This is a genomic window from Thalassotalea coralli (assembly GCF_055786205.1).
In genome coordinates, this window is sequence record NZ_JBVVBK010000005.1 from 316,182 (window position 1) to 337,162 (window position 20,981).

At 41.1% G+C, this 20,981-nt stretch carries 18 protein-coding genes and 5 tRNA genes; 18 read left to right on the forward strand and 5 right to left on the reverse strand.

Features of this window, described 5'->3' with window-relative positions; all coding sequences use genetic code 11:
* The 12 genes from ispE to ACOB80_RS14605 all read left to right on the forward strand — a co-directional run bounded on the left by ispE (nt 1) and on the right by ACOB80_RS14605 (nt 8,012).
* Nucleotides 1-846, forward strand: a complete 846-nt coding sequence (ispE, locus tag ACOB80_RS14550) for a 4-(cytidine 5'-diphospho)-2-C-methyl-D-erythritol kinase (RefSeq protein ID WP_473166577.1) — start codon at nt 1-3, stop codon at nt 844-846.
* 135 nt (nt 847-981) lie between these two features.
* Nucleotides 982-1,932 carry a ribose-phosphate pyrophosphokinase gene (locus ACOB80_RS14555; RefSeq protein WP_473166660.1) on the forward strand — a complete coding sequence of 317 codons (951 nt, stop codon included), beginning with the start codon at nt 982-984 and terminating at the stop codon, nt 1,930-1,932.
* Nucleotides 1,933-2,156: 224 nt separating this feature from the next.
* Nucleotides 2,157-2,774 (forward strand): 50S ribosomal protein L25/general stress protein Ctc, encoded by a 618-nt coding sequence (locus ACOB80_RS14560; RefSeq protein ID WP_473166578.1) that lies wholly within the window; start codon nt 2,157-2,159, stop codon nt 2,772-2,774.
* 19 nt (nt 2,775-2,793) lie between these two features.
* Nucleotides 2,794-3,381 carry an aminoacyl-tRNA hydrolase gene (pth, locus tag ACOB80_RS14565; RefSeq protein WP_473166579.1) on the forward strand — a complete coding sequence of 196 codons (588 nt, stop codon included), beginning with the start codon at nt 2,794-2,796 and terminating at the stop codon, nt 3,379-3,381.
* 32 nt (nt 3,382-3,413) lie between these two features.
* Nucleotides 3,414-4,505: a redox-regulated ATPase YchF gene (gene ychF, locus ACOB80_RS14570; RefSeq protein WP_473166580.1), complete on the forward strand. Its 1,092-nt coding sequence runs from the start codon at nt 3,414-3,416 to the stop codon at nt 4,503-4,505.
* Nucleotides 4,506-5,220: 715 nt separating this feature from the next.
* A tRNA-Met gene (locus ACOB80_RS14575) sits at nt 5,221-5,297 on the forward strand.
* Between the two features lie 8 nt (nt 5,298-5,305).
* A tRNA-Leu gene (locus ACOB80_RS14580) sits at nt 5,306-5,390 on the forward strand.
* A gap of 37 nt (nt 5,391-5,427) precedes the next feature.
* Nucleotides 5,428-5,502 (forward strand) — tRNA-Gln (locus ACOB80_RS14585).
* A 38-nt stretch (nt 5,503-5,540) separates the two neighbouring features.
* Nucleotides 5,541-5,615, forward strand: a tRNA-Gln gene (locus ACOB80_RS14590).
* 70 nt (nt 5,616-5,685) lie between these two features.
* A tRNA-Leu gene (locus ACOB80_RS14595) sits at nt 5,686-5,770 on the forward strand.
* Nucleotides 5,771-6,532: 762 nt separating this feature from the next.
* Complete coding sequence (locus ACOB80_RS14600; RefSeq protein WP_473166581.1) at nt 6,533-7,066, forward strand: Rossmann-fold NAD(P)-binding domain-containing protein; 534 nt, start codon at nt 6,533-6,535, stop codon at nt 7,064-7,066.
* A 364-nt stretch (nt 7,067-7,430) separates the two neighbouring features.
* A complete protein-coding gene (locus ACOB80_RS14605) occupies nt 7,431-8,012 on the forward strand; it encodes a uracil-DNA glycosylase family protein (RefSeq protein WP_473166582.1) in 582 nt (193 codons plus the stop codon).
* 65 nt (nt 8,013-8,077) lie between these two features.
* On the opposite strand, the gene ACOB80_RS14610 is transcribed toward ACOB80_RS14605, so the two are convergent.
* The 5 genes from ACOB80_RS14610 to ACOB80_RS14630 form a co-directional block, all read right to left on the reverse strand.
* On the reverse strand, nt 8,078-8,509 hold the full coding sequence (locus ACOB80_RS14610; protein ID WP_473166583.1) for an ATP-dependent zinc protease family protein: 432 nt from the start codon (nt 8,507-8,509) through the stop codon (nt 8,078-8,080).
* On the reverse strand, nt 8,506-9,552 hold the full coding sequence (locus ACOB80_RS14615; RefSeq protein ID WP_473166584.1) for a succinylglutamate desuccinylase/aspartoacylase family protein: 1,047 nt from the start codon (nt 9,550-9,552) through the stop codon (nt 8,506-8,508). Before ACOB80_RS14615 ends, ACOB80_RS14610 begins: the two co-directional genes overlap by 4 nt.
* Before the next feature lie 39 nt (nt 9,553-9,591).
* Nucleotides 9,592-10,497: a 30S ribosomal protein S6--L-glutamate ligase gene (gene rimK, locus ACOB80_RS14620; protein ID WP_473166585.1), complete on the reverse strand. Its 906-nt coding sequence runs from the start codon at nt 10,495-10,497 to the stop codon at nt 9,592-9,594.
* Nucleotides 10,498-10,584: 87 nt separating this feature from the next.
* On the reverse strand, nt 10,585-11,925 hold the full coding sequence (locus ACOB80_RS14625; protein WP_473166586.1) for a magnesium transporter: 1,341 nt from the start codon (nt 11,923-11,925) through the stop codon (nt 10,585-10,587).
* Nucleotides 11,926-12,010: 85 nt separating this feature from the next.
* Nucleotides 12,011-13,180 (reverse strand): FAD-dependent monooxygenase, encoded by a 1,170-nt coding sequence (locus tag ACOB80_RS14630; protein WP_473166587.1) that lies wholly within the window; start codon nt 13,178-13,180, stop codon nt 12,011-12,013.
* A 273-nt stretch (nt 13,181-13,453) separates the two neighbouring features.
* Between ACOB80_RS14630 and miaB the strand changes: the two genes are divergently transcribed.
* The 6 genes from miaB to ACOB80_RS14660 all read left to right on the forward strand — a co-directional run bounded on the left by miaB (nt 13,454) and on the right by ACOB80_RS14660 (nt 20,864).
* On the forward strand, nt 13,454-14,896 hold the full coding sequence (gene miaB, locus ACOB80_RS14635) for a tRNA (N6-isopentenyl adenosine(37)-C2)-methylthiotransferase MiaB (RefSeq protein ID WP_473166588.1): 1,443 nt from the start codon (nt 13,454-13,456) through the stop codon (nt 14,894-14,896).
* Nucleotides 14,897-14,914: 18 nt separating this feature from the next.
* The gene (locus tag ACOB80_RS14640) at nt 14,915-16,075 is read left to right on the forward strand and encodes a PhoH family protein (RefSeq protein WP_473166589.1); all 1,161 of its coding nucleotides are present in this window, start codon (nt 14,915-14,917) and stop codon (nt 16,073-16,075) included.
* On the forward strand, nt 16,075-16,530 hold the full coding sequence (ybeY, locus tag ACOB80_RS14645) for an rRNA maturation RNase YbeY (RefSeq protein WP_473166590.1): 456 nt from the start codon (nt 16,075-16,077) through the stop codon (nt 16,528-16,530). Before ACOB80_RS14640 ends, ybeY begins: the two co-directional genes overlap by 1 nt.
* Before the next feature lie 125 nt (nt 16,531-16,655).
* Nucleotides 16,656-17,534 carry a CorC family transporter gene (locus ACOB80_RS14650; protein WP_473166591.1) on the forward strand — a complete coding sequence of 293 codons (879 nt, stop codon included), beginning with the start codon at nt 16,656-16,658 and terminating at the stop codon, nt 17,532-17,534.
* 5 nt (nt 17,535-17,539) lie between these two features.
* Nucleotides 17,540-19,117: an apolipoprotein N-acyltransferase gene (gene lnt, locus ACOB80_RS14655; protein WP_473166592.1), complete on the forward strand. Its 1,578-nt coding sequence runs from the start codon at nt 17,540-17,542 to the stop codon at nt 19,115-19,117.
* 100 nt (nt 19,118-19,217) lie between these two features.
* Nucleotides 19,218-20,864 carry an amidohydrolase gene (locus ACOB80_RS14660; RefSeq protein WP_473166593.1) on the forward strand — a complete coding sequence of 549 codons (1,647 nt, stop codon included), beginning with the start codon at nt 19,218-19,220 and terminating at the stop codon, nt 20,862-20,864.
* The last annotated feature ends 117 nt before the right edge of the window (nt 20,865-20,981 follow it).

Below are 20,981 nucleotides of genomic sequence, written 5' to 3' on the forward strand. Positions count from 1 at the left end.
ATGAACGTTAACTCTTTAACTCTACCCTCTCCAGCAAAACTAAACCTATTTCTTCACATTGTTGGTCGCCGTGAAAACGGTTATCACGAGTTAGAAACCGTTTTTCAATTTTTAGACTTCGGTGATGAATTAACTTTCACATTAACCAATAACAATGAAATTACATTAACGACGCAATTCGCCAATGTTGCCGCGGAAGACAATTTAATCGTTAAAGCAGCAAAAGCACTACTGCCGTATAAACAATCTGAGTTAGGTGTCGATATTGCAATAGATAAAGTGTTGCCAATGGGCGGTGGACTCGGTGGCGGTTCAACAAATGCGGCCACGACTTTGCTTGCATTAAATAAATTATGGCAACTTGGCCTCTCTATAGAAAAACTAGCAGAGATAGGGTTAAAACTCGGAGCAGATGTGCCCATTTTCGTTCACGGTTTCGCCGCTTTTGCACAAGGAGTTGGCGAAGTATTAACCCCTGTTGAGCCAACAGAATACTTCTATTTAGTATCAAAACCTGACGTGAGTATTTCAACGCAAGCGGTATTTACTGATCCTGACCTTGTAAGGGATACAGCCAAGATAAATCCTGACCAAATGGTCATAGAAAACTTTCATAACGATTGTCAAAATTTGGTAATAAAACGCTATCCTGAGGTTGCCAAATTACTGGCTTGGTTGGTAGAATACGCGCCGTCTCAAATGACGGGCACGGGGGCTTGTATTTTTAGTCGTTTCGACAGCCGCGAACAAGCGGAGAAAGTACAAGAATTGTTGCCTGAAAATATCACGTCATTTGTGGCTAAGGGTGTTAATCAATCTCCGCTTCATCAAGCACTAGCGAAGTAAGCGAGAGCTAACCCAGAAGAAAAAGTTTTACAATAGAAAGCTAAAAACTGGCTTTTTAACGATAATGTGCTGTTATTAACAACAAGTTGAAAATAGCATGAAGCTCAAATGTCAAAAGTTTCTGAGGAACTGCTTGTGCCTGACATGAAAATCTTTGCGGGTAATGCCACCCCTGAACTGGCCCAGAAAATTGCTAACCGTTTATACATCACTTTAGGTGAAGCTAAAGTTGGCAGCTTCAGCGATGGCGAAATCAGCGTTGAAATCACTGAAAACGTCCGTGGTGCTGACGTATTCATTATTCAATCTACTTGTGCTCCAACAAACGACAACTTAATGGAATTGATCGTAATGATCGATGCATTGCGTCGTGCATCAGCAGGTAGAATTACTGCTGTAATGCCTTACTTTGGTTACGCTCGTCAAGATCGTCGTGTACGCAGTGCTCGTGTACCAATTACTGCTAAAGTAGTTGCAGACTTCTTATCTAGCGTTGGTGTTGACCGTGTATTAACTGTTGACCTTCACGCAGAGCAAATTCAAGGCTTCTTCGACGTACCAGTAGATAATGTATTTGGTACACCTATTCTTTTAGAAGATATGCAAGAGAAAGCGTTAGAAAACCCTGTGGTTGTTTCTCCTGACATCGGTGGTGTTGTTCGTGCACGTGCAGTAGCCAAGTTACTAGACGATGCAGATCTTGCGATCATCGATAAGCGTCGCCCGAAAGCAAACGTAGCACAAGTAATGCACATTATTGGTGACGTCGAAGGCCGTGACTGTATCATCGTAGATGACATGATCGACACAGGCGGTACACTTGCTAAAGCGGCAGAAGCATTAAAAGAGCACGGTGCTAAAAATGTTTATGCATACGCTACTCACCCAGTATTTTCTGGTAATGCTGCTGAAAACCTTAAAAACTCAGTTATTGATGAAGTTATCGTAACCGATTCAATCCCGCTTTCTAAAGACATTAAAGCGTTAGGTAGCCGAGTTCGTCAACTTACATTAAGTGGCATGTTATCTGAAGCCATTCGCCGTGTATGTAACGAAGAATCAATTTCTGCGATGTTCGAAAGCTAATCGCTTACCTCGCTAGAAACAGAAAAAGCCAACATTCGTGTTGGCTTTTTTTATGAAGTTTTTTGGAATTGACGTTGAAAAGATGGCATTAACAAACGCTAAGTGTTATTATGCCGCGCCTTTTTTATCCAGACCTTATTTAGTCTGTGTAAATTAAGGCTTTAAAGCGGTTGTTTTTGGTCGCAAAAAGCAACCTACATTAACTTATTTATTAGGTAATTATCATGACTGATTTATTTACTTTGGATGCTGAAGTACGTACAGATTTAGGGAAAGGTGCGAGCCGCCGCCTACGTCACGCGAACAAAGTTCCAGCTATCCTTTACGGTGAAGGCAAAGATCCTGTTTCTTTAACTCTTGCTCACAACAAAGTATTCCGTGCTCAAGAAGAAGAAGCTTTCTATTCTCACGTTTTAACGCTAAACATTGATGGCGAAAAAGTTGAGTGTGTTGTTAAAGATATGCAACGTCACCCATACAAGCCATTAGTAATGCACTTAGATTTCTTACGTGTTGACGCTGCTCACCCAATCCACACTAACGTACCAGTTCACTTCGTAAACGAAGAAGCTGCTGCTAAGAAAGGTGGTACTATTGCTCATCACATCGCTGAAATCGCAGTTACTTGTTTACCAGGTAACTTACCAGAGTTCATCGAAGTTGACTGTGCAGACATCGAAGTAGGTCAAACACTTCACTTATCTGACGTTAAATTCCCAGAAGGCGTTACTTCTGATGAATTAGCTAAAGGTGAGAGCCACGACCAAGCTGTTGTTACATTAAACGCTCCTAAGGGCGGTAGCGACGAAGAAGCTGGCGAAGAAGAAGCTGCTGCTGAATAATTTTAAGGTATCGCCTTAAATGACTATTCAGTTAGTTGTGGGCCTGGGTAATCCAGGCCCCGAATATACCAATACCCGTCACAATGCTGGCGTGTGGTTCGTTGAAGAACTCGCATCACGCTACAACATATCTCTCCGCCCAGAAAAAAAGTACTTTGGCTATTACGGCAAAGGTGACATTGGCGGTCAACTTGTTCATCTTCTTGTTCCTACCACGTTTATGAATCGAAGTGGTCAGGCAGTCGCACCTCTGGCAAACTTTTATAAAATGTCAGTAGATAATATTTTGGTGGCTCACGATGAACTTGATATGGACCCAGGCATTGTAAAAATCAAAAAAGGCGGTGGTCACGGTGGTCACAATGGCCTTCGCGATATCATTGCCCGAATGGCAAATAACAAAGAATTTTATCGTTTACGAATTGGCATTGGTCACCCTGGTCACAGAGACCGCGTAACTGGCCATGTTTTAGGAAAAGCGCCTGCAAGTGAGCAAGCACTTATTGATCAATGCGTAGATGAAGCAAGTCGTTGTTTTGAAATTTGGCAAAAAGACGACTTAAAAAAAGCTCAAAATAGACTGCACTCTTTTAAAGCGCAGCCATAGCGGAACAACCGCACTAACAAAGGTAACTCAACATGGGATTTAAATGTGGCATCGTTGGTCTTCCCAACGTAGGTAAATCAACACTTTTTAATGCATTAACTAAAGCTGGTATTGAAGCGGCAAACTTCCCGTTTTGTACTATCGAACCTAATACTGGCGTTGTTCCTGTGCCAGATCCACGTTTAGATAAATTAGCTAACATTGTTAGCCCTGAGCGCGTTATTCCTACATCAATGGAATTTGTTGATATCGCTGGTTTAGTTGCCGGTGCGTCTAAAGGTGAAGGTTTAGGTAACAAATTCCTTGCTAATATTCGTGAAACAGATGCTATTGGCCATGTTGTTCGTTGTTTTGAAAATGAAAACATCGTTCACGTTGCCGGTAAAGTTAGCCCACAAGACGATATTGATGTCATTAACACAGAGCTTGCCTTAGCTGACATGGATACGGCAGAGCGCGCTATTCAACGTCAAACGAAAAAAGCAAAAGGCGGCGATAAAGACGCTAAGTTCGAACTTCCAGTGCTAGAAAAAATCTTAAAGCACGTAGAAGAAGGCGAAATGATCCGCTCTTTAGAACTATCTAAAGAAGAGCTTGCTGCGGTTAAATACTTAAACTTCTTAACGGTAAAACCTACCATGTACATCGCCAACGTGAATGATGATGGTTTTGAAGATAACCCATACTTAGATCAAGTTCGTGAAATTGCCGCAAAAGAAGGCGCAGTAGTTGTACCTGTATGTGCTGAAATTGAAGGTGAGCTTTCAGAGATGGACGAAGAAGATCGTGAAATCTTCATGGAAGAAATGGGCTTAGAAGAGCCAGGCTTAAATCGTGTGATTAATTCTGGGTACGGCCTACTTAGCTTACAAACTTACTTCACTGCTGGTGTTAAAGAAGTTCGTGCTTGGACAGTTAAGCAAAATGCGACGGCTCCACAAGCAGCAGGTGTTATTCACACCGACTTTGAGAAAGGCTTCATCCGAGCTGAAGTTGTTGGCTACGATGACTATATCGAATTCAACGGTGAGTCAGGCGCTAAAGAAGCGGGTAAATGGCGCTTAGAAGGTAAAGATTATATTGTTAAAGACGGTGACGTTGTTCACTTTAGATTTAACGTATAATTTTCACCGCTGTAAAAATACCGATAAAAGGAGCCTATGGCTCCTTTTTTATTGTCTGAAATATACTGCCACCTATGGAAGTGATTTTTTTTAGTGAAGTGCTTTGCTCACATCCCAATCCTAAGAGAATTCTTTGAAGCAATAATAAAATAGCTCTCTAGTTTTATTGTGGGTACGATTGCCCCCATTTCCCGTTAAAGCGATAACAGCAAATATGCTACATTGAGCTGAAACAAAGTTTTGAAAGAATAACCCCTTTGATAGCGACATAAAGCATAGCTACCTTTAATAAAGATGAGCTATTAATTAAGAAAGCCCACTTTTGCTTCCTTCGCCAGCAAAAATCACTCAATTATCTACTCCACTCTTCTTTGAACACCCACTATTTTTATAAGAATTCAAAGGTAAAATTAGAAAAAACCAAACAAATGACATAAATTTAGAAAAAACCAATGTTATTTGCTACATATTATTAGGTTAAAAGGCTTTTACTTAGCGTAGTTAAGATTCTTTTTATATACTCTGAAAGGAAGTAACTAGAAATAATAGCTTCAGCCTGCTTTAACATTCGACTCTTTACGTGCAGATATGCGCCAATATGGCGACTCTTTAGCCAAACAGTAAAAAACAGTGATTTTTTTGCAAAAAAACGGTTGACGTACGCTAAGCAGATTTGCATAATACGCGCCACTTGCTGAGAGGCAAGGTTGTAAATGGCTACATAGCTCAGCTGGTTAGAGCACATCACTCATAATGATGGGGTCCCAAGTTCAAATCTCGGTGTAGCCACCATTTACAATGCGGGAGTGGCGGAATTGGTAGACGCGCTGGATTTAGGTTCCAGTATCGCAAGATGTGAGAGTTCAAGTCTCTCCTCCCGTACCATTTCAAACAACATCTTGTTGTATGGAAAGCAGGACGTTGGGGTATAGCCAAGCGGTAAGGCAGCGGGTTTTGATCCCGTCATTCTCAGGTTCAAATCCTGATACCCCAGCCACTTTCCAAAAACCTCTTAGTTAGTATACAAGTTTCCGTTGGGGTATAGCCAAGCGGTAAGGCAGCGGGTTTTGATCCCGTCATTCTCAGGTTCAAATCCTGATACCCCAGCCACTTTCTACCAAAAGTGGAGAAACTTGGAATAGAGTTTTAATAAGGCTCTTTAAATTCTTATTAACATAATGCGGGAGTGGCGGAATTGGTAGACGCGCTGGATTTAGGTTCCAGTGCCGCGAGGCGTGAGAGTTCAAGTCTCTCCTCCCGTACCATTATGTTAAAACCTTTTCTTATTCAAATACCCTTTATTAGACTTCTTAATTTTTCACTATACATTTAGTTCGATTTTGCTACCGGAATTGTTAGACGCGCAGCTGTCATTGGTGATACATCGGCTCCAGTGCCGCGAGCTGGACGAACTAATATTAAATTTTTAAGAATCTAAACTTTGTCCTCCTTATATTAAACACTTCCCTCACATTCAAGAAACGAGCAATTAGCGCATTTTAGTCCTTCGACCCCCCATTAAATTGGTATTTGTTTTCTTGCCTAGCAAAATCTTAGTAAACTTGATAAAAATGGAGTTATCAGGAATTCTAGCGGGTGTTTGGTAGAGAAATGCGCACAAATAATTCTAGCACCATACAATTTATGTAATAATAAATGTAATTTTAAAGGAGATTAAAACGCAGCAAGCCTACGTAAGAGATGGAGTAACTGGGAATTATTTATGGAATCAGCCTATCTCATTTGTACGAGTGCCGAACGTAAATGAATACATTTGGTTGGACTCGGGTGCGTATTTGGTTCAAGCTGTTAGCCATACATGGAGTAACAAGGATCCAATCATTATAATAGATATAGCGCAGGCTAGTTCACAGCGTGGTGTTGAGCCAACTGTTTTTGGTGATCCGAACTGATAACATATAACAAGTTACTCAAAAGTACCTACAAAATTGACTTGTACTCTTGCGTATCTAATTTTAAGCAAGTATTTATTCCTCCTAAGAAAAGCGTTAAGCATAAAGGATAGTATGGACGATAACCTCAATATTGGAGATTGGGTCAGAAGTTACGGTGCAGGGATATGGAGAATTCATCGAATTCTCGAGCTCAATGAGTTCGACATCCCAAGTCAAAGTTATAAACCTAGAAAAATTGTTTTCTCTTCACGCTTTGTTAATAACTCATACAAGCGCTCCTTTTCAACTGAAAGTTGTGATTCATCATTTGTTTATCATTTGGAACCTAATGAAAAAGAAGAATTGCAATTATTTATTGAAAACAACCCAGAGCTATATGAAAAGTTTGACGCGTACAAACCTAAGAGAATTGATGCAATATACAACGCAAACGTAGTTATACCACCATCAGGAAATCAGGCTGACTTAGAAAAAACGCTATCTACATTTCAAGAATTAAACTTGGAACAGTTATACCGTCAATTACTTGAATCAAAAATAGGGTCAAGTGGAGCAAAAGGATGGACAGCTCAATTTACCTCAATAAATTACGAAAACTCTGAAGGTAAATTGGTGTATAGCTTTTCAAAAATATTGACATTTTGATGCATCAGCACCACACCAAAATTTTGATTAATAAAGAAAAAGCACTTTACTCACTAAAGAAAGAACACGTCGGTCATCATTTGAGTGTTTTCTTTGTTTACTCCTTGGCTCCACTATAGTGTTATTCATGTTTGGTAGTCTTTTCTACAGAAGAAATTATGAACGTCGAGATATTCTTAATTTCATCACTTTTTGGTTTTGGTTTATCGTTACTGGTTTTATATTAGTCACAGGTCATCTACCGGCTAAAGCAAAGGGGTCTAATCTTGACATTTAACAAGTTGAGGTTACAAAAAAGCACTGCGCCTTATGCTAAGTGTTTTCCGAAACTAAAGGCATTAAAGTATAAATAGGCTACCCAGCAATGACAGAGCTTTCATCACTACTCAACGAAGTAAAGTCGTGCACAATTTGTGCACACGCCCTCCCCTTTGGCGCTCGGCCTGTTTTGCAAATGCATTCAAGTGCGAAAATTCTGATCGCGGGGCAAGCACCCGGTAAAAAAGTACATGATTCTGGTATTCCCTTCGATGACGCTAGCGGAAAACGACTGCGGGAATGGCTAGGCATAGCTCGAGAGGATTTTTATAACCCTGAGCTAGTTGCTATCTTGCCGATGGGCTTTTGCTATCCTGGCTCGGGGAAATCTGGCGACCTTCCTCCGAGGCCAGAATGTGCACCTGCTTGGCGGGAGCAACTCCTCAGTCACCTTAAGCAATTAGACACGACCATAGTTTTAGGCGCTTACGCACAAAAATATTACTTTGATGGTGCAAACACATCAGTAACTGAGTTGGTAAAATCGTGGAAACAATACTGGCCTAATGTCATTCCTCTTCCACATCCAAGTCCGAGAAATAACATTTGGCTACGTAAAAATCCTTGGTTCGAAAATGAATTAATTCCTTTGCTTCAGCAACGTATCGCTAAGTCGTTGAAATATTGAAAATAACAAATAAGGAACAGGCAACAACTCACTGTTTATAGCTTCTATAATTAACAAGTGTTGAATTACTTAGAGGTGGCTACAAATGCGTGTGCCGCGTCTATATAAAAAAGCTCTCCCATTGCTTCCCTGCCAAGCAGCATCATATATGTCATGGAAGATCTATCGGTTAATGTGAGCTCTATCTCCCATTCTAAATCGCCTAATACAGCAAGGGTTTTTACCACATATCGCTGCTCAGTCGCGCCATTTGATGATTTAATTTTTCGGATATCTTGCAGCATTGCTTCACAACGGCATACCGTGTCAACATTATGGAATTCTGGGAGTAAAGTAAATGAGACCCCCGGCTTGTGGTTTAAGGTAACCTTCTCTAAATTTTCAACATGTAAAGACGACGTTTTTGCACCAGAATCGACACGAACAGTGAGCTGCTTTATACCAAACTCAGGCAAATCAATATTTTCTATATGTCCAATGATAACGCGATTAGTCATAACAACTCCTCATGACCATCTAAATTGTTCACTAGTTCTTCTTCTATTGAACCGATTTGCTCTGATATTTGCTGTTCATCTTCGTCAAAGTAAGCGATGTGATACATAGCTTCTCCTTCTTGTACTAAAGGAATATTTTGCTTGCCGATGATAACCCCGCCTTTAGGCGCAACGACTTCCGCCAATACATCACCATAAGGGCTGCCAATATCTGCCAGAACATCACCCTTTGTAACGTGATCACCTAAATCAAAATAATGCGACACTATGCCGCTATTTAGTGCCCTAACCCAGCTACTATTATTGGCTATGAATGGTAGCGTCTTTTTCTTAGGTGCTCTTTTTTTGGCAACCATGCCTAAATGGCGTAACACATTAAGTACGCCTTTTATCCCAGCGCGAATTGAAAACTCATCAAACCTCAATGCTTCGCCAGCTTCATACAGCAAGACCTTAGTACCGCTTTTACCCGCAGCTTCACGCAGAGAGCCGTCAAGGATATTGGCGTTTAGAACAACAGGCACACCAAATGCCTGAGCGAGTTCAAGTGTGGTGTCATCTGACAAATCAGCACGGATCTGAGGTAAATTTGATCTATGTATCGCTCCGGTGTGTAAATCAATGCCGTAGTCACACTGACTAACGATTTCGGTGAGAAACAAGTGCGCAAGTCTCGCAGCTAGAGAGCCCTTAGCAGAGCCAGGGAAGCTACGATTTAAATCTCGCCTATCGGGCATATATCGACTTTGGTTAATCACACCATAAACATTTACCATAGGAACAGTGATCAACGTTCCTGCAGTTACTTTAAATCCTTTAAGGTTAATAAGGCGACGAATAATCTCAATACCATTTAACTCGTCACCATGAACAGCAGCACTCACAAAAACAGTTGGGCCCGCTTTTTTACTTCGGTAAATACAAACGGGTAAATTTATATCCGTATCGGTATATAGTTTAACGACAGGTAAGTAGATTTTTTTAGTTTCACCGGGCTGAATTGAATGCTCACCAATAGATAAGGCGTTTTGATGCTTAGTCATGTATCCCCCTTTTCTAGCTCGTTAATAATCCTTTCACGATTAGCCTTTGCCTTTAGTTGCCGTTTTATTGAACTTGGCGTTTTTTTCTAAATACTCAATAACTTTGCCTGCAACATCCAACCCTGTAGCTTTTTCGATCCCTTCTAAACCCGGAGATGAATTTACTTCCATCACCATAGGGCCGTTAGACGAGCGAAGTAGGTCTACACCACAAAAGTTCAGCCCCATCACCTTAGCGGCGTGCATCGCGGTCTCTCTTTCTTCCTTAGTCAACTTGATCACTTCAGCAGACCCCCCTCGATGAAGGTTAGAGCGAAACTCACCTTCTGCACCTTGTCGTTTCATGGCCGCTACAACTCTACCACCAACCACCAAACAACGAATATCGGCACCACCAGCCTCCTTGATAAACTCCTGTACAAGAATGTTAGCCCTCAAGCCCATAAAGGCCTCGATTATGCTTTCAGCCGCTTTGTTAGTATCAGCTAAAACCACTCCAATACCTTGCGTACCTTCTAAAAGCTTAACCACCAATGGTGCTCCGCCAACATTTTTGATTAGGTCTTTGATATTGTCTGGTTTACTTGCAAACCCTGTTCTAGGCAGTCCAATACCTTTTCGGGACAGTAACTGCAATGAACGCAACTTGTCTCGCGAGCGGCTTATAGCTACAGATTCGTTAATATTAAAAGTGCCCATCATTTCAAATTGCCTAGCAACGGCGGTTCCATAAAAAGTAATAGAAGCGCCTATTCGTGGAATTATCGCATCATATTTTGGCAGTTCTTCACCGTGATAGCGCACCGCAGGCCGACTGCTGGTAATATCCATATAACACTGAAGCGTATCGATAATATCAACTTCATGACCGCGAGTTTCACAGGCTTCTTTTAAACGTTTAGTGGAATACAGGCGAGGATTTCGAGACAAAATGGCTATTTTCATTATTTTTCCCTTATAACAAGCTATGTCTAAAAAGTAGTCAATAATGTCGAATAAAGAAAAAAGATCAGTTAGAGCAATAAATTTTTTTTAACTTAAAAACACAATGCTTGCTGCGCCAAGGAAAACGAAAAAACCAACAACATCGGTTACTGTTGTCAATATCACAGAGCCTGCAATTGCAGGATCTACGCCCAATTTCTTGAGATAAACGGGTATATAAACGCCGGCAAAAGCAGCCACTAACATATTGATTATAATCGCTAGCGATATAACCAGTGACAGAGCTGTACTATCAAACCAATAGAAACAAATAAGAGCGACGGCAACCGCCCAAACGACACCATTAATCAGGGCGACATTAAACTCCTTATTCCTGAGCGCTAACAAATTCCCTAGTGAGATCTGCCCAGTCGCTAACCCTCTAATCGTTAACGTAAGTGATTGGCTGCCAGTAATTCCTCCCATGCTGGCAACAATAGGCATAAGAACAGCCAACGCCACTACTTCCACTAATACGCGATCAAACAAGCCTATTACGGCAGAAGCTAAAAATGCAGTCATTAAATTGATGCCAAGCCAAATAGCGCGCTTTCTTGCGCTGGTAAAGACAGGTGAAAAAAGATCCTCATCGCTTACTTGCCCCATGTGAGCTAGTTGCGACTCATAGAATTCCTCAAAAATATCTAAAGCATCTTGAATGGAGAATATGCCAATAAATTTCTGGCTATCAGAAACAACAGGTAAATGTTGTCGGTGGCTATTCCGAACAAGCTTTGACGCTTCAAGCAGCGACAATTTGTCATTGATGACACTGTCAGGTGGCGATGCTATGGCTGCAATTTGACTATTTTTATCAGCCGCTAATAACTCATTTAGTCCTAGCTCACCGACGAGCTGCTGTTGCGCATCAACCACAATAAAGTAACCTGCCTCAATGACCTCGTCTGCATCTTTCAACTCGCTGATCACATCATCGACGATTTCTTTAGCATTAAGCGTATAAACCTGTTGCTCGGCATAGCGTCCGACCTCATCTTCACCATAGCTAAGAGACGTCTCTACATGAACCTTGTCTTCTGGATTTAATTTCTGAATAATTTTTGAAGCTGTTCGCTTTGGCAACACTTCAAGTATTTCCACCGCATCATTTGCATTGGCAGCAACGACAGTCTCTTCAATTTCATTACGAGATAAAACAGACACAAACTGCAATTTAGTATCATCATGCAATTCTGATAAGACCGCTGCTTTGCTTGTGTCATCAATTAAAGGCCAAAGTAATAAACGCAGATCATTAGGCAAACTTTCTATCGTGTATGCCCATTGTTCAGGTGAGAAAGAATGATAAAAAGTTGGCAGAACAATAGGATCACTTGAAAGAACTTCAATAAGTTCATCAAGGTTATTATTTTCAATGGACGCTTCCATTTCTTCACTTAAAGTTGAGTTACAGTGACATTAAGTATAGATAAGGAAGCTTAGAATAAATAAAGGAGAAGTTACTAACTTAGGACTATTTCAATCCACATGCATATTCAAGTGCTTTTGATTTCAGAATCGGCGCCTTATTAGCAATAAACAAACCGGCATTGCGAATAAATTTAGGCAAAGGTAAATCGTTGCTAAAGCCAGCGTAAAACATATCCATTGCAGACATCATCAGCAAGTTATCTTTACGTCTTAGCTTTTCATAACCAGATAGCTGTTCAACGTCATGCCAACAAAGGCCGTTATTAATCGCAGTTTCAATTACTTCTCTTAATGCTTTGACGTCTTTGAAACCAAGGTTTACCCCCTGCCCTGCAAGCGGGTTAATAGTATGGGCTGCATCGCCAAGTAATAACACTCTGCTTGCTTGGTAACTATTGGCATGTCTTCTTGTCAGTGGGAATGTTCCCTTATCGACCACCGTGACTTTTCCTAAGCGCTCAGGAAAAATCGCACTTACTTGTTCGTTAAGTTGTTCATTAGAAAGTGATTGAATGCGTTTGCTGTCTTGCTTTGAGTGATACCAAACTAAAGAGGCATGCTTGCCAGGCATAGGCAGCATGGCCAAAGGCCCTTCTGGCGTGAACTTTTGCCACGTAATATCTTGTTGGTCAGCTTCAGTTTTTACGTTAATCAGCATGGCATTTTGCTGGTAATCCCAGCCAGTTAACCCTATGCCCGCCAATTGACGAACAAAAGAGTTTGCCCCATCAGCAGCAAGCACCAACTTGGCATGAATAGTCGAGTTTTCTAATGTTAATGTTGCTAATTCATCTGACTGTTCAATGTTTTTAACGGTTTCAGGGCATAACAGTGTAACGTTTTTTAGAGCTTCAAGTTTTTGCCAAAGCGCTAATTGAATAAGATGGTTCTCTACAATATGCCCTAAATGAGACTGACGAATTTCAGTGGCGTTAAATTCCGTATAAATATTGTCAATTTCCCAAACGCCTAATCGACGATAAGGACAAACTCGCATTTCAGTGATGTTTTGCCAGACACCTAAATCGCTTAGAAGCTGCTCTGAGCCAAGGGAGATTGCTGAAACGCGTAAATCGAATGGTGCTGTCGAGCTAAAGGCTTTAGGTTGTAGTTTTTCGATAACAGCGACTTTAAGCCCGAGCTGAGCCAAAGATAAGGCAGCCGCGCCACCAACCATGCCACCGCCAACAACTACGCAATCAAATGTGTCCATGTACAAACCTATTCAACTCTGTTCAAACCTATTCAAGGAAAGGCTTTACAAGCATTCATAAGCAAAGGTTTTGCTCAACAACTTGCAAACATCTATTTTTATTTTCTCGTATTCTAAAGCAGTCTTACACTGAATTCGATGACAAAGATCATGTTTTTACTCGTCAAAAACGAACATTCTCTAGCCTCGCATGCAAAGATTGAGTAAAATACGCCCCCTAAAAATTCTCTAGCAAAAACTAGAATCAATTTTAACGATAAAGTAGGCGTAAATATGAGCAAAAAGCTATACATCAAAACTTGGGGCTGCCAAATGAACGAGTACGACTCGCAGAAAATGGCTGACTTATTAGATTCAACTCACGGCTTCACCCTAGCCGAAGAAGCAGAAGATGCTGATGTAATCTTGTTAAATACCTGCTCCATTCGTGAAAAAGCACAAGAAAAAGTATTCCACCAATTAGGGCGTTGGAAAAACTTAAAAGATGCAAATCCAGAATTAGTTATTGGTGTTGGTGGTTGTGTAGCTTCTCAAGAAGGTGATGCTATTCGACAACGCGCACCTTATGTAGATATGGTATTTGGCCCGCAAACCTTGCACCGTTTACCGGAAATGATCAAGCAAGTTAAGGGTGAAAACGCGCCAGTAGTAGACGTTAGTTTCCCTGAAATTGAAAAATTTGACCGCTTACCCGAGCCTAAAGCCGAAGGTCCTACCGCTTTCGTTTCAATTATGGAAGGTTGTAGTAAATACTGTACTTTCTGTGTTGTACCTTACACTCGTGGTGAAGAAGTTAGCCGCCCGTTAGACGACGTATTATATGAAATTGCTCAACTAGCGGAGCAAGATGTTCGTGAAGTTAACTTACTGGGTCAAAACGTAAATGCTTACCGAGGTGAAATGCACGACGGTACTATTTGTCGTTTTTCTGATTTAATTCGTTTAATCGCAACGATTGATGGCATTGACCGTATTCGTTACACAACGTCTCATCCGGTAGAATTTACTGACGATATCATCGACGTATACACAGACGTTCCTGAGTTAGTTAGTCACCTTCACTTACCTGTTCAAAGCGGTGCTGACAGAATTCTTACTCAGATGAAGCGCGGTCATACGGCGTTAGAATACAAATCTAAAATCCGTCGCTTACGAAAAGCACGCCCTGACATTTGTATGTCTTCTGACTTTATTGTTGGCTTCCCAGGTGAAACAGACCAAGACTTTGAAGCAACAATGAATTTAATTAAAGACGTTGATTTCGATTTAAGCTTTAGCTTTATCTACAGTGCTCGCCCAGGCACGCCAGCCGCAGATATGGTTGACGACATTGATGAGAGCGTGAAAAAACAACGTTTAGCAATTTTACAAGACAGAATTAACCAGCAGGCGCTTCGTATTGCACGTCAAATGCTAGATACGGAACAGCGTATTTTAGTAGAAGGTCCTTCGAAGAAGAATCCAATGGAACTTCGTGGCCGTACTGAAAACAACCGTATTGTTAACTTTGAAGCGCCACATACTGTTATTGGCCAATTCGTAGACGTTAAAATTACTGACGTTTACTCAAACTCTTTACGTGGTGAACTTGTTCGCACTGAAGACGAAATGGGCTTACGTATTGCGCACTCACCTGCAGATATTCTTGCTAACAGCCACCATAACACACCTGCACACGGTACAGATGAGTTAGGTGTTGGCACTTTTACCCCTTAACCTTTCAGGAAGCTTTTCTTGACAACAATTAGCACGCACAACCTTACATTAGAGCCTGTCGATAACGACAGGCAAGCTAACCTTTGTGGCCCAATGGATGACAACCTAAAAGCTTTAGAGCGTCGTTTAGGGGTCGAAATTAGTTATCGTAGTAATCGTTTTAAAATCGTTGGTGAAGAAAACCACGCTAATGCTGTTATCAAGATCTTAAAGGATCTTTATATTGAGACAGCTTCAGTTAAAGGTAAGAGTAAAGAAATCACTGACGAAATGGTTCACCTTGCGATTTTAGACGCCAGTGTTTTAGAACAAGAGCCAACGAAAGTTGATGTTGATTACGAACAAATGGTGACCATTAAAACCAAACGCGGTTTAATTAAACCACGTAACGTTAATCAATCTGCTTATGTTCAAAACGTACTAACCCACGATATCAGTTTTGGTATTGGTCCAGCAGGTACTGGTAAAACTTATCTGGCAGTAGCATGTGCTGTTGATGCACTAGAACGCCAAGAAATTCGCCGCATTTTGCTTACTCGCCCAGCCGTTGAAGCGGGTGAAAAGTTAGGTTTCTTACCGGGTGATTTATCGCAGAAAGTAGATCCTTACTTGCGCCCTCTCTACGATGCCTTGTTCGAAATGCTTGGCTTTGAGAAAGTTGAGAAGCTGATTGAGCGCAATGTAATAGAAATTGCACCACTTGCTTATATGCGTGGTCGTACATTAAACGACGCATTCATCATTCTCGATGAAAGCCAAAACACGACTGTTGAGCAAATGAAAATGTTCTTAACGCGTATTGGATTTAACTCTCGTGCAGTTATTACCGGTGATATAACGCAAGTAGATTTACCTCGCGGTCAAAAATCAGGCTTGAGACACGCCATTGAAGTACTCGATAATATTCCAGGGGTAAGCTTTAACTTCTTTAAATCTAAAGACGTCGTTCGCCATCCAGTCGTCGCTCGCATTGTTGAAGCATATGACGCTCATGATCAAAAAATGACGCGCGTTCGTGAAGAACGCAAGAAACGTGAGCAGGAAGAGAAAGAGCGTTTATTAAAAATTGCTGAGCAAAATATTCAAAACCCAGTGGCTCAAGCCGTTATTACGCCAGAATTAGTAGACAATCAGCCAAGTACAACGGATGAAGCTAAATCTAGCGAAGGCGACAAATAGTGGCCACTTCATTGGATTTACAACTTGCTTGTCGTTCAGACGCTTTACCGCCTGAGCAAGACTTTCAACTCTGGTTAGATACTGCGCTAGCGCAATATCAACGCGACTTTGAACTAACCATTAGATTAGTCGATAGCGAAGAAAGCCAATCCTTGAATAGCCAGTACAGAGGAAAAGACAAACCAACGAACGTTTTGTCTTTTCCTTTTGAAGTACCTGATGGCATTGAACTAGATTTACTCGGTGATCTTGTTATTTGTGCTGACGTAGTAGAAAAAGAAGCACAAGAGCAGGATAAGCCATTGTTGCATCATTGGGCGCATATGGTTATTCATGGCACCTTGCATTTGCTCGGCTACGACCATATATCAGATGATGAAGCGGAAGAAATGGAAGCATTAGAGGTAAAGCTTTTAGCTCAGCTGTCGATACCTGATCCGTATCAAGAAAAATAAACAATACACAGAACATATAAATATAAAAAGTTGTTTACAATTTCACGATCAAATTTTGCTTGAAATAGTCGGCATTTGATTAGAAACTAAACAACCGATAAAGAAAAAGGAAATAAAAAAGCTCTATGAGCGAAGACAACCCCCACTCTAGCAACGGCTCTGCAAACAAGTCGCTTTTGGATAAATTCGTCCAGCTATTTACTGGAGAGCCGCAAAACAAAGAGGAACTGGTTGAGGTCTTAAACGACGCTGAAGACCGTGAACTTATTAAACCAGAAACAAAGTTAATGATCGAAGGGGTACTTGAAGTATCCGACATGCGTGTAAGAGACATCATGATCCCACGCTCACAAATGGTCACTCTCGACATTAATGAACCTATCAAAGAGTCATTGCCTACCATCCTAGAATCTGGTCATTCTCGCTTTCCTGTGGTCAACGAAGATATAGACCATATCGAAGGTATTTTATTAGCAAAAGACTTACTCGCTTTCGGATTTGGCCAACAAGAAGCTCCTGAAACTGTTGCTGATATTATTCGCCCAGCGATTATCGTGCCTGAAAGTAAAAAAGTAGAACCACTGTTAAAAGAGTTTCGCTCACAGCGTTACCATATGGCGATTGTCGTAGACGAATATGGTGGGGTGTCAGGCGTCGTCACTATCGAAGATATTCTAGAGCTTATTGTTGGTGAAATTGAAGATGAAACCGACGATGAAATCGAAGAAGACATTAAGTTTTTAGCTGGACAAGTATATCAAGTAAAAGCTTTAACAGAGTTAGACGGCTTTAATGAATACTTCAACACCAAGTTTGACGAAAACGACGCTGATACCATCGGTGGTGTTGTACTTCACCAGTTTGGTCATATGCCGAAGAAAGGTGAAGAAGTTACGCTAAACAAATTTGAATTTAAAATTACGTCTGCAGACAGTCGTCGTATTCAAACAATTCAAGTCACCGTTCCTAAAAGCCATACGGTAACCGGAAAGCCTACAGAATAAACCATATGTTTAGCAACGTTTTAAGTGGGCTGAAGCGCCAGCTCGTCGACCGCCAATTGTGGTTGAGTTTTATCGCGGGCTTGAGTTTAGTCTTTGCTTATGCCCCTTTTAGCTTATGGTGGCTGCCACTTGTTGTTATCCCTATTTGGCTAGCGAACCTAGATAAAATTGCCTTATCCAACTTTTCTGCCAAGTTACTTGCTAAACACGGTTTTAGCTTTGGCTTTGGCTGGTTCGCAAGTGGTATAAGTTGGGTTCATGTCTCTATCGCTGAATTTGGCGGCATGCCCTTAATCGCCTCAATTGCCTTAATGGTCTTGTTGTGTTTATATCTCGCTCTCTTTCCATCCTTAGCATTTTACTTAGTTGGCTTTATCGCTAAGAAAGTAAAGCTAAGTTCTGGCCATTTACTTTTACTGCCGCCTATCTGGATGCTGACCGAATATTGTAGAGAAGTCTTTTTAACGGGGTTCCCGTGGTTATCTTTAGGCTACTCGCAACTTAATAGTCCACTTGCGTCATTGGCCCCTGTGATAGGTGAATTAGGTATATCCTTTGTTCTTGTCGCTATCAGTGTCGCGATAGCACTATTGATAAAACAAGAATTTGTTAAAACGTCAGCTGCGGTATTATTAGTATCAGGCGCATCAATTGCGCTTTCGGCTAGTCAAGAATTTGTGAAACCTACAGGGGAAACAGTCCGCGTTGCCCTTGTGCAAGGAAATATAGAACAATCTATAAAGTGGGAGCCAGAGCAACAGTGGCCAACCATGCTGAAATACCTTGATTTATCCAAAGAGAATTTTGACGCTGACATTGTTGTTTGGCCTGAATCAGCTATTCCCGCTATTGAAACTATGATCAGTACACAAGAGTTTTTAGACATTGCGAATACCACAGCAACGCTAAACAAATCCTCTATTATTACCGGTATTATAAATTACCAATTTGAAGCAAAAGAGTACTACAACGCACTGGTTGTGCTTGGACAGAAGCACCAAGATGATATTGCTGGAAGTTATTACTACGGCAACCGCAATCGTTTTTATAAGCACCACCTATTGCCTATTGGTGAATTTGTGCCTTTTGAAGATTTATTAAGGCCAATAGCGCCCTTTTTTAACTTACCTATGTCATCTTTTAATCGCGGTGCTTACGTCCAAAATAATTTATTAGCAAATGGTAGACGTATTTTACCGTTGATTTGTTTTGAGATTGCTTTTGCCAATCAACTAAAAGCTAACTTTGTTAATGATACCGATATGTTACTCACCGTCAGTAATGACGCTTGGTTTGGCGACTCACATGGACCTCACCAACACATGGAAATCGCCCAGATGCGAGCGCTAGAGTTTGGACGCCCTCTCCTTAGAGCAACCAACACTGGTGTTACTGCCATTACTGATCATTACGGACAATTCACCGCAAAGGCGCCTCAGTTTGAACAGACGGTTATTAAGCACGATGTTGAGCTTGTTGACGGGCAAACACCATTTTCTAAATTTGGCCACTTCACCATATATATCCTAGCCCTTGCTTGGTTTGCTATAGCATTATTAGTGTTAAAATGGCGCTCATCTTAGTAAACAACCACTTTGCCCTAAGTTTAGGTTTTAACGTTATTTTTATTAATATTCTTTGCTAGTATTAGTACGATTCTAATAAAAAAATAACGTACCTATCATGAGAAAATTAACATTAATAACAAGCTTAGCCGCAGCTTTAATTAGCTATAACAGCTTTGCAGAAACCACCCTCATCAAAAATGTTGTCGGCTATACGCCAGTTAACGGTCAAATTTTCACTCTATACGGCTTGAAAATAGAAGACGATAAAATTATCGAAGTTTTCCACTCAGCTGATCATGCCAATAAACAAAAAGCAGATGTCATTGTCGACGGTAATGGAGCAACCCTTCTACCTGGCCTAATCGATGCCCACGGCCATATTTTAAGTTATGGCAATAGCTTGATGTCAGCCGATTTAATGGGGTCATCAAGCGAACAAGATGCCATAGCACGCACTATAAAATATGCGAAAGAAAACCCAAGTATCACTTGGGTTCAAGGTAGAGGGTGGAACCAAGAACTATGGGACAGCAAAAAGCTACCTACCTTCAAGTTACTAGATAAAGCATTTCCAAACAAACCCGTTTTTCTTAAGCGTGTCGACGGGCATGCCGTTTGGGTTAACAGCAAGGCTATGGAGCTTGCTGGCATTGATAAAAATACAAAATCGCCAAGTGGTGGTGAAATAATAAAAGATAAAGACGGTAACCCGACAGGCGTTTTTATCGATAATGCCATTGACCTGATCTCTGCCAATATCAAACCGCTGACATTGGCACAGCAAAAAACTGTCCTGAAAAAAGCCATGCTAGAATTAGCGAAGTACGGCTTAACCAGCGTTCATGATGCTGGTATCGACAGTACAAACTTACAGGCGTTTAAAGAAATGGCAGCGAAAGGCGACCTTCCCATTCGTGTAAATGCCATGCTTTATTTACCTTCGGATAACTGGCAGCAAACATTAGAAAATGGTCAGTTCAAAACAGCCGACGATATGCTTTCTTTTAACAGTGTTAAAATTCAAGCTGATGGTGCGCTTGGTAGTCGCGGTGCTGCCATGATTGAAGACTATTCAGATAAAAAAGGCCATCGCGGCTTACTGCTTCATAGCCAAGAAGATCTGAATAAGTACGTTGAAACAGCAATGAAGTTAGGTTTCCAAGTCAATACTCACGCTATTGGCGATGATGCAAATAAGCTGGTATTAGACACTTACGAGAAATACATCAAAGCGAGTGGTACTAAGGAGCTTCGTCATCGAGTAGAGCATGCTCAAATACTTCGCCTTAAAGATATTCCAAGATTTGCTGAACTAGGCGTTATAGCCTCGATGCAAGCTACTCATGCCACGTCAGATAAAAATATGGCGCAAGATAGAGTGGGTGAAGATCGTATTTTAGGCGCTTACGCGTGGCGTAAGCTATTAAAAGCTAATGCTGTTATTGCCGCTGGCTCAGACTTCCCTGTGGAGTCACCTAACCCATTTTACGGTTTACATGCCTCTATTACTCGACAAGATCATAAAAACCAACCATTAGGTGGCTGGTTTGCTAATGAGAAAATGACCCGAGCAGAAGCGCTGGCAAGTTTCACCATTGACGCAGCTTATTCAGGCCATCAAGAAACATTAATTGGCTCCTTAGCGAAAGGCAAAAAAGCGGATTTTATTTTGGTTGATACCGACTTTTTCAAAGCTGATGAACAAGCACTGTGGAAAACCAAGGTTAAAGCAACGTGGGTAAACGGTAAAAAAGTTTACTAACTATTAACTCTTAGGATATTTTTAGTTAACCTCTTCTGATACAGTAAGTTAGCTTGTCATTCGTTAATTTTTCAAAATTTGGCGCAGCAAGCTAGCTTAATAATAATAACAAAGAGG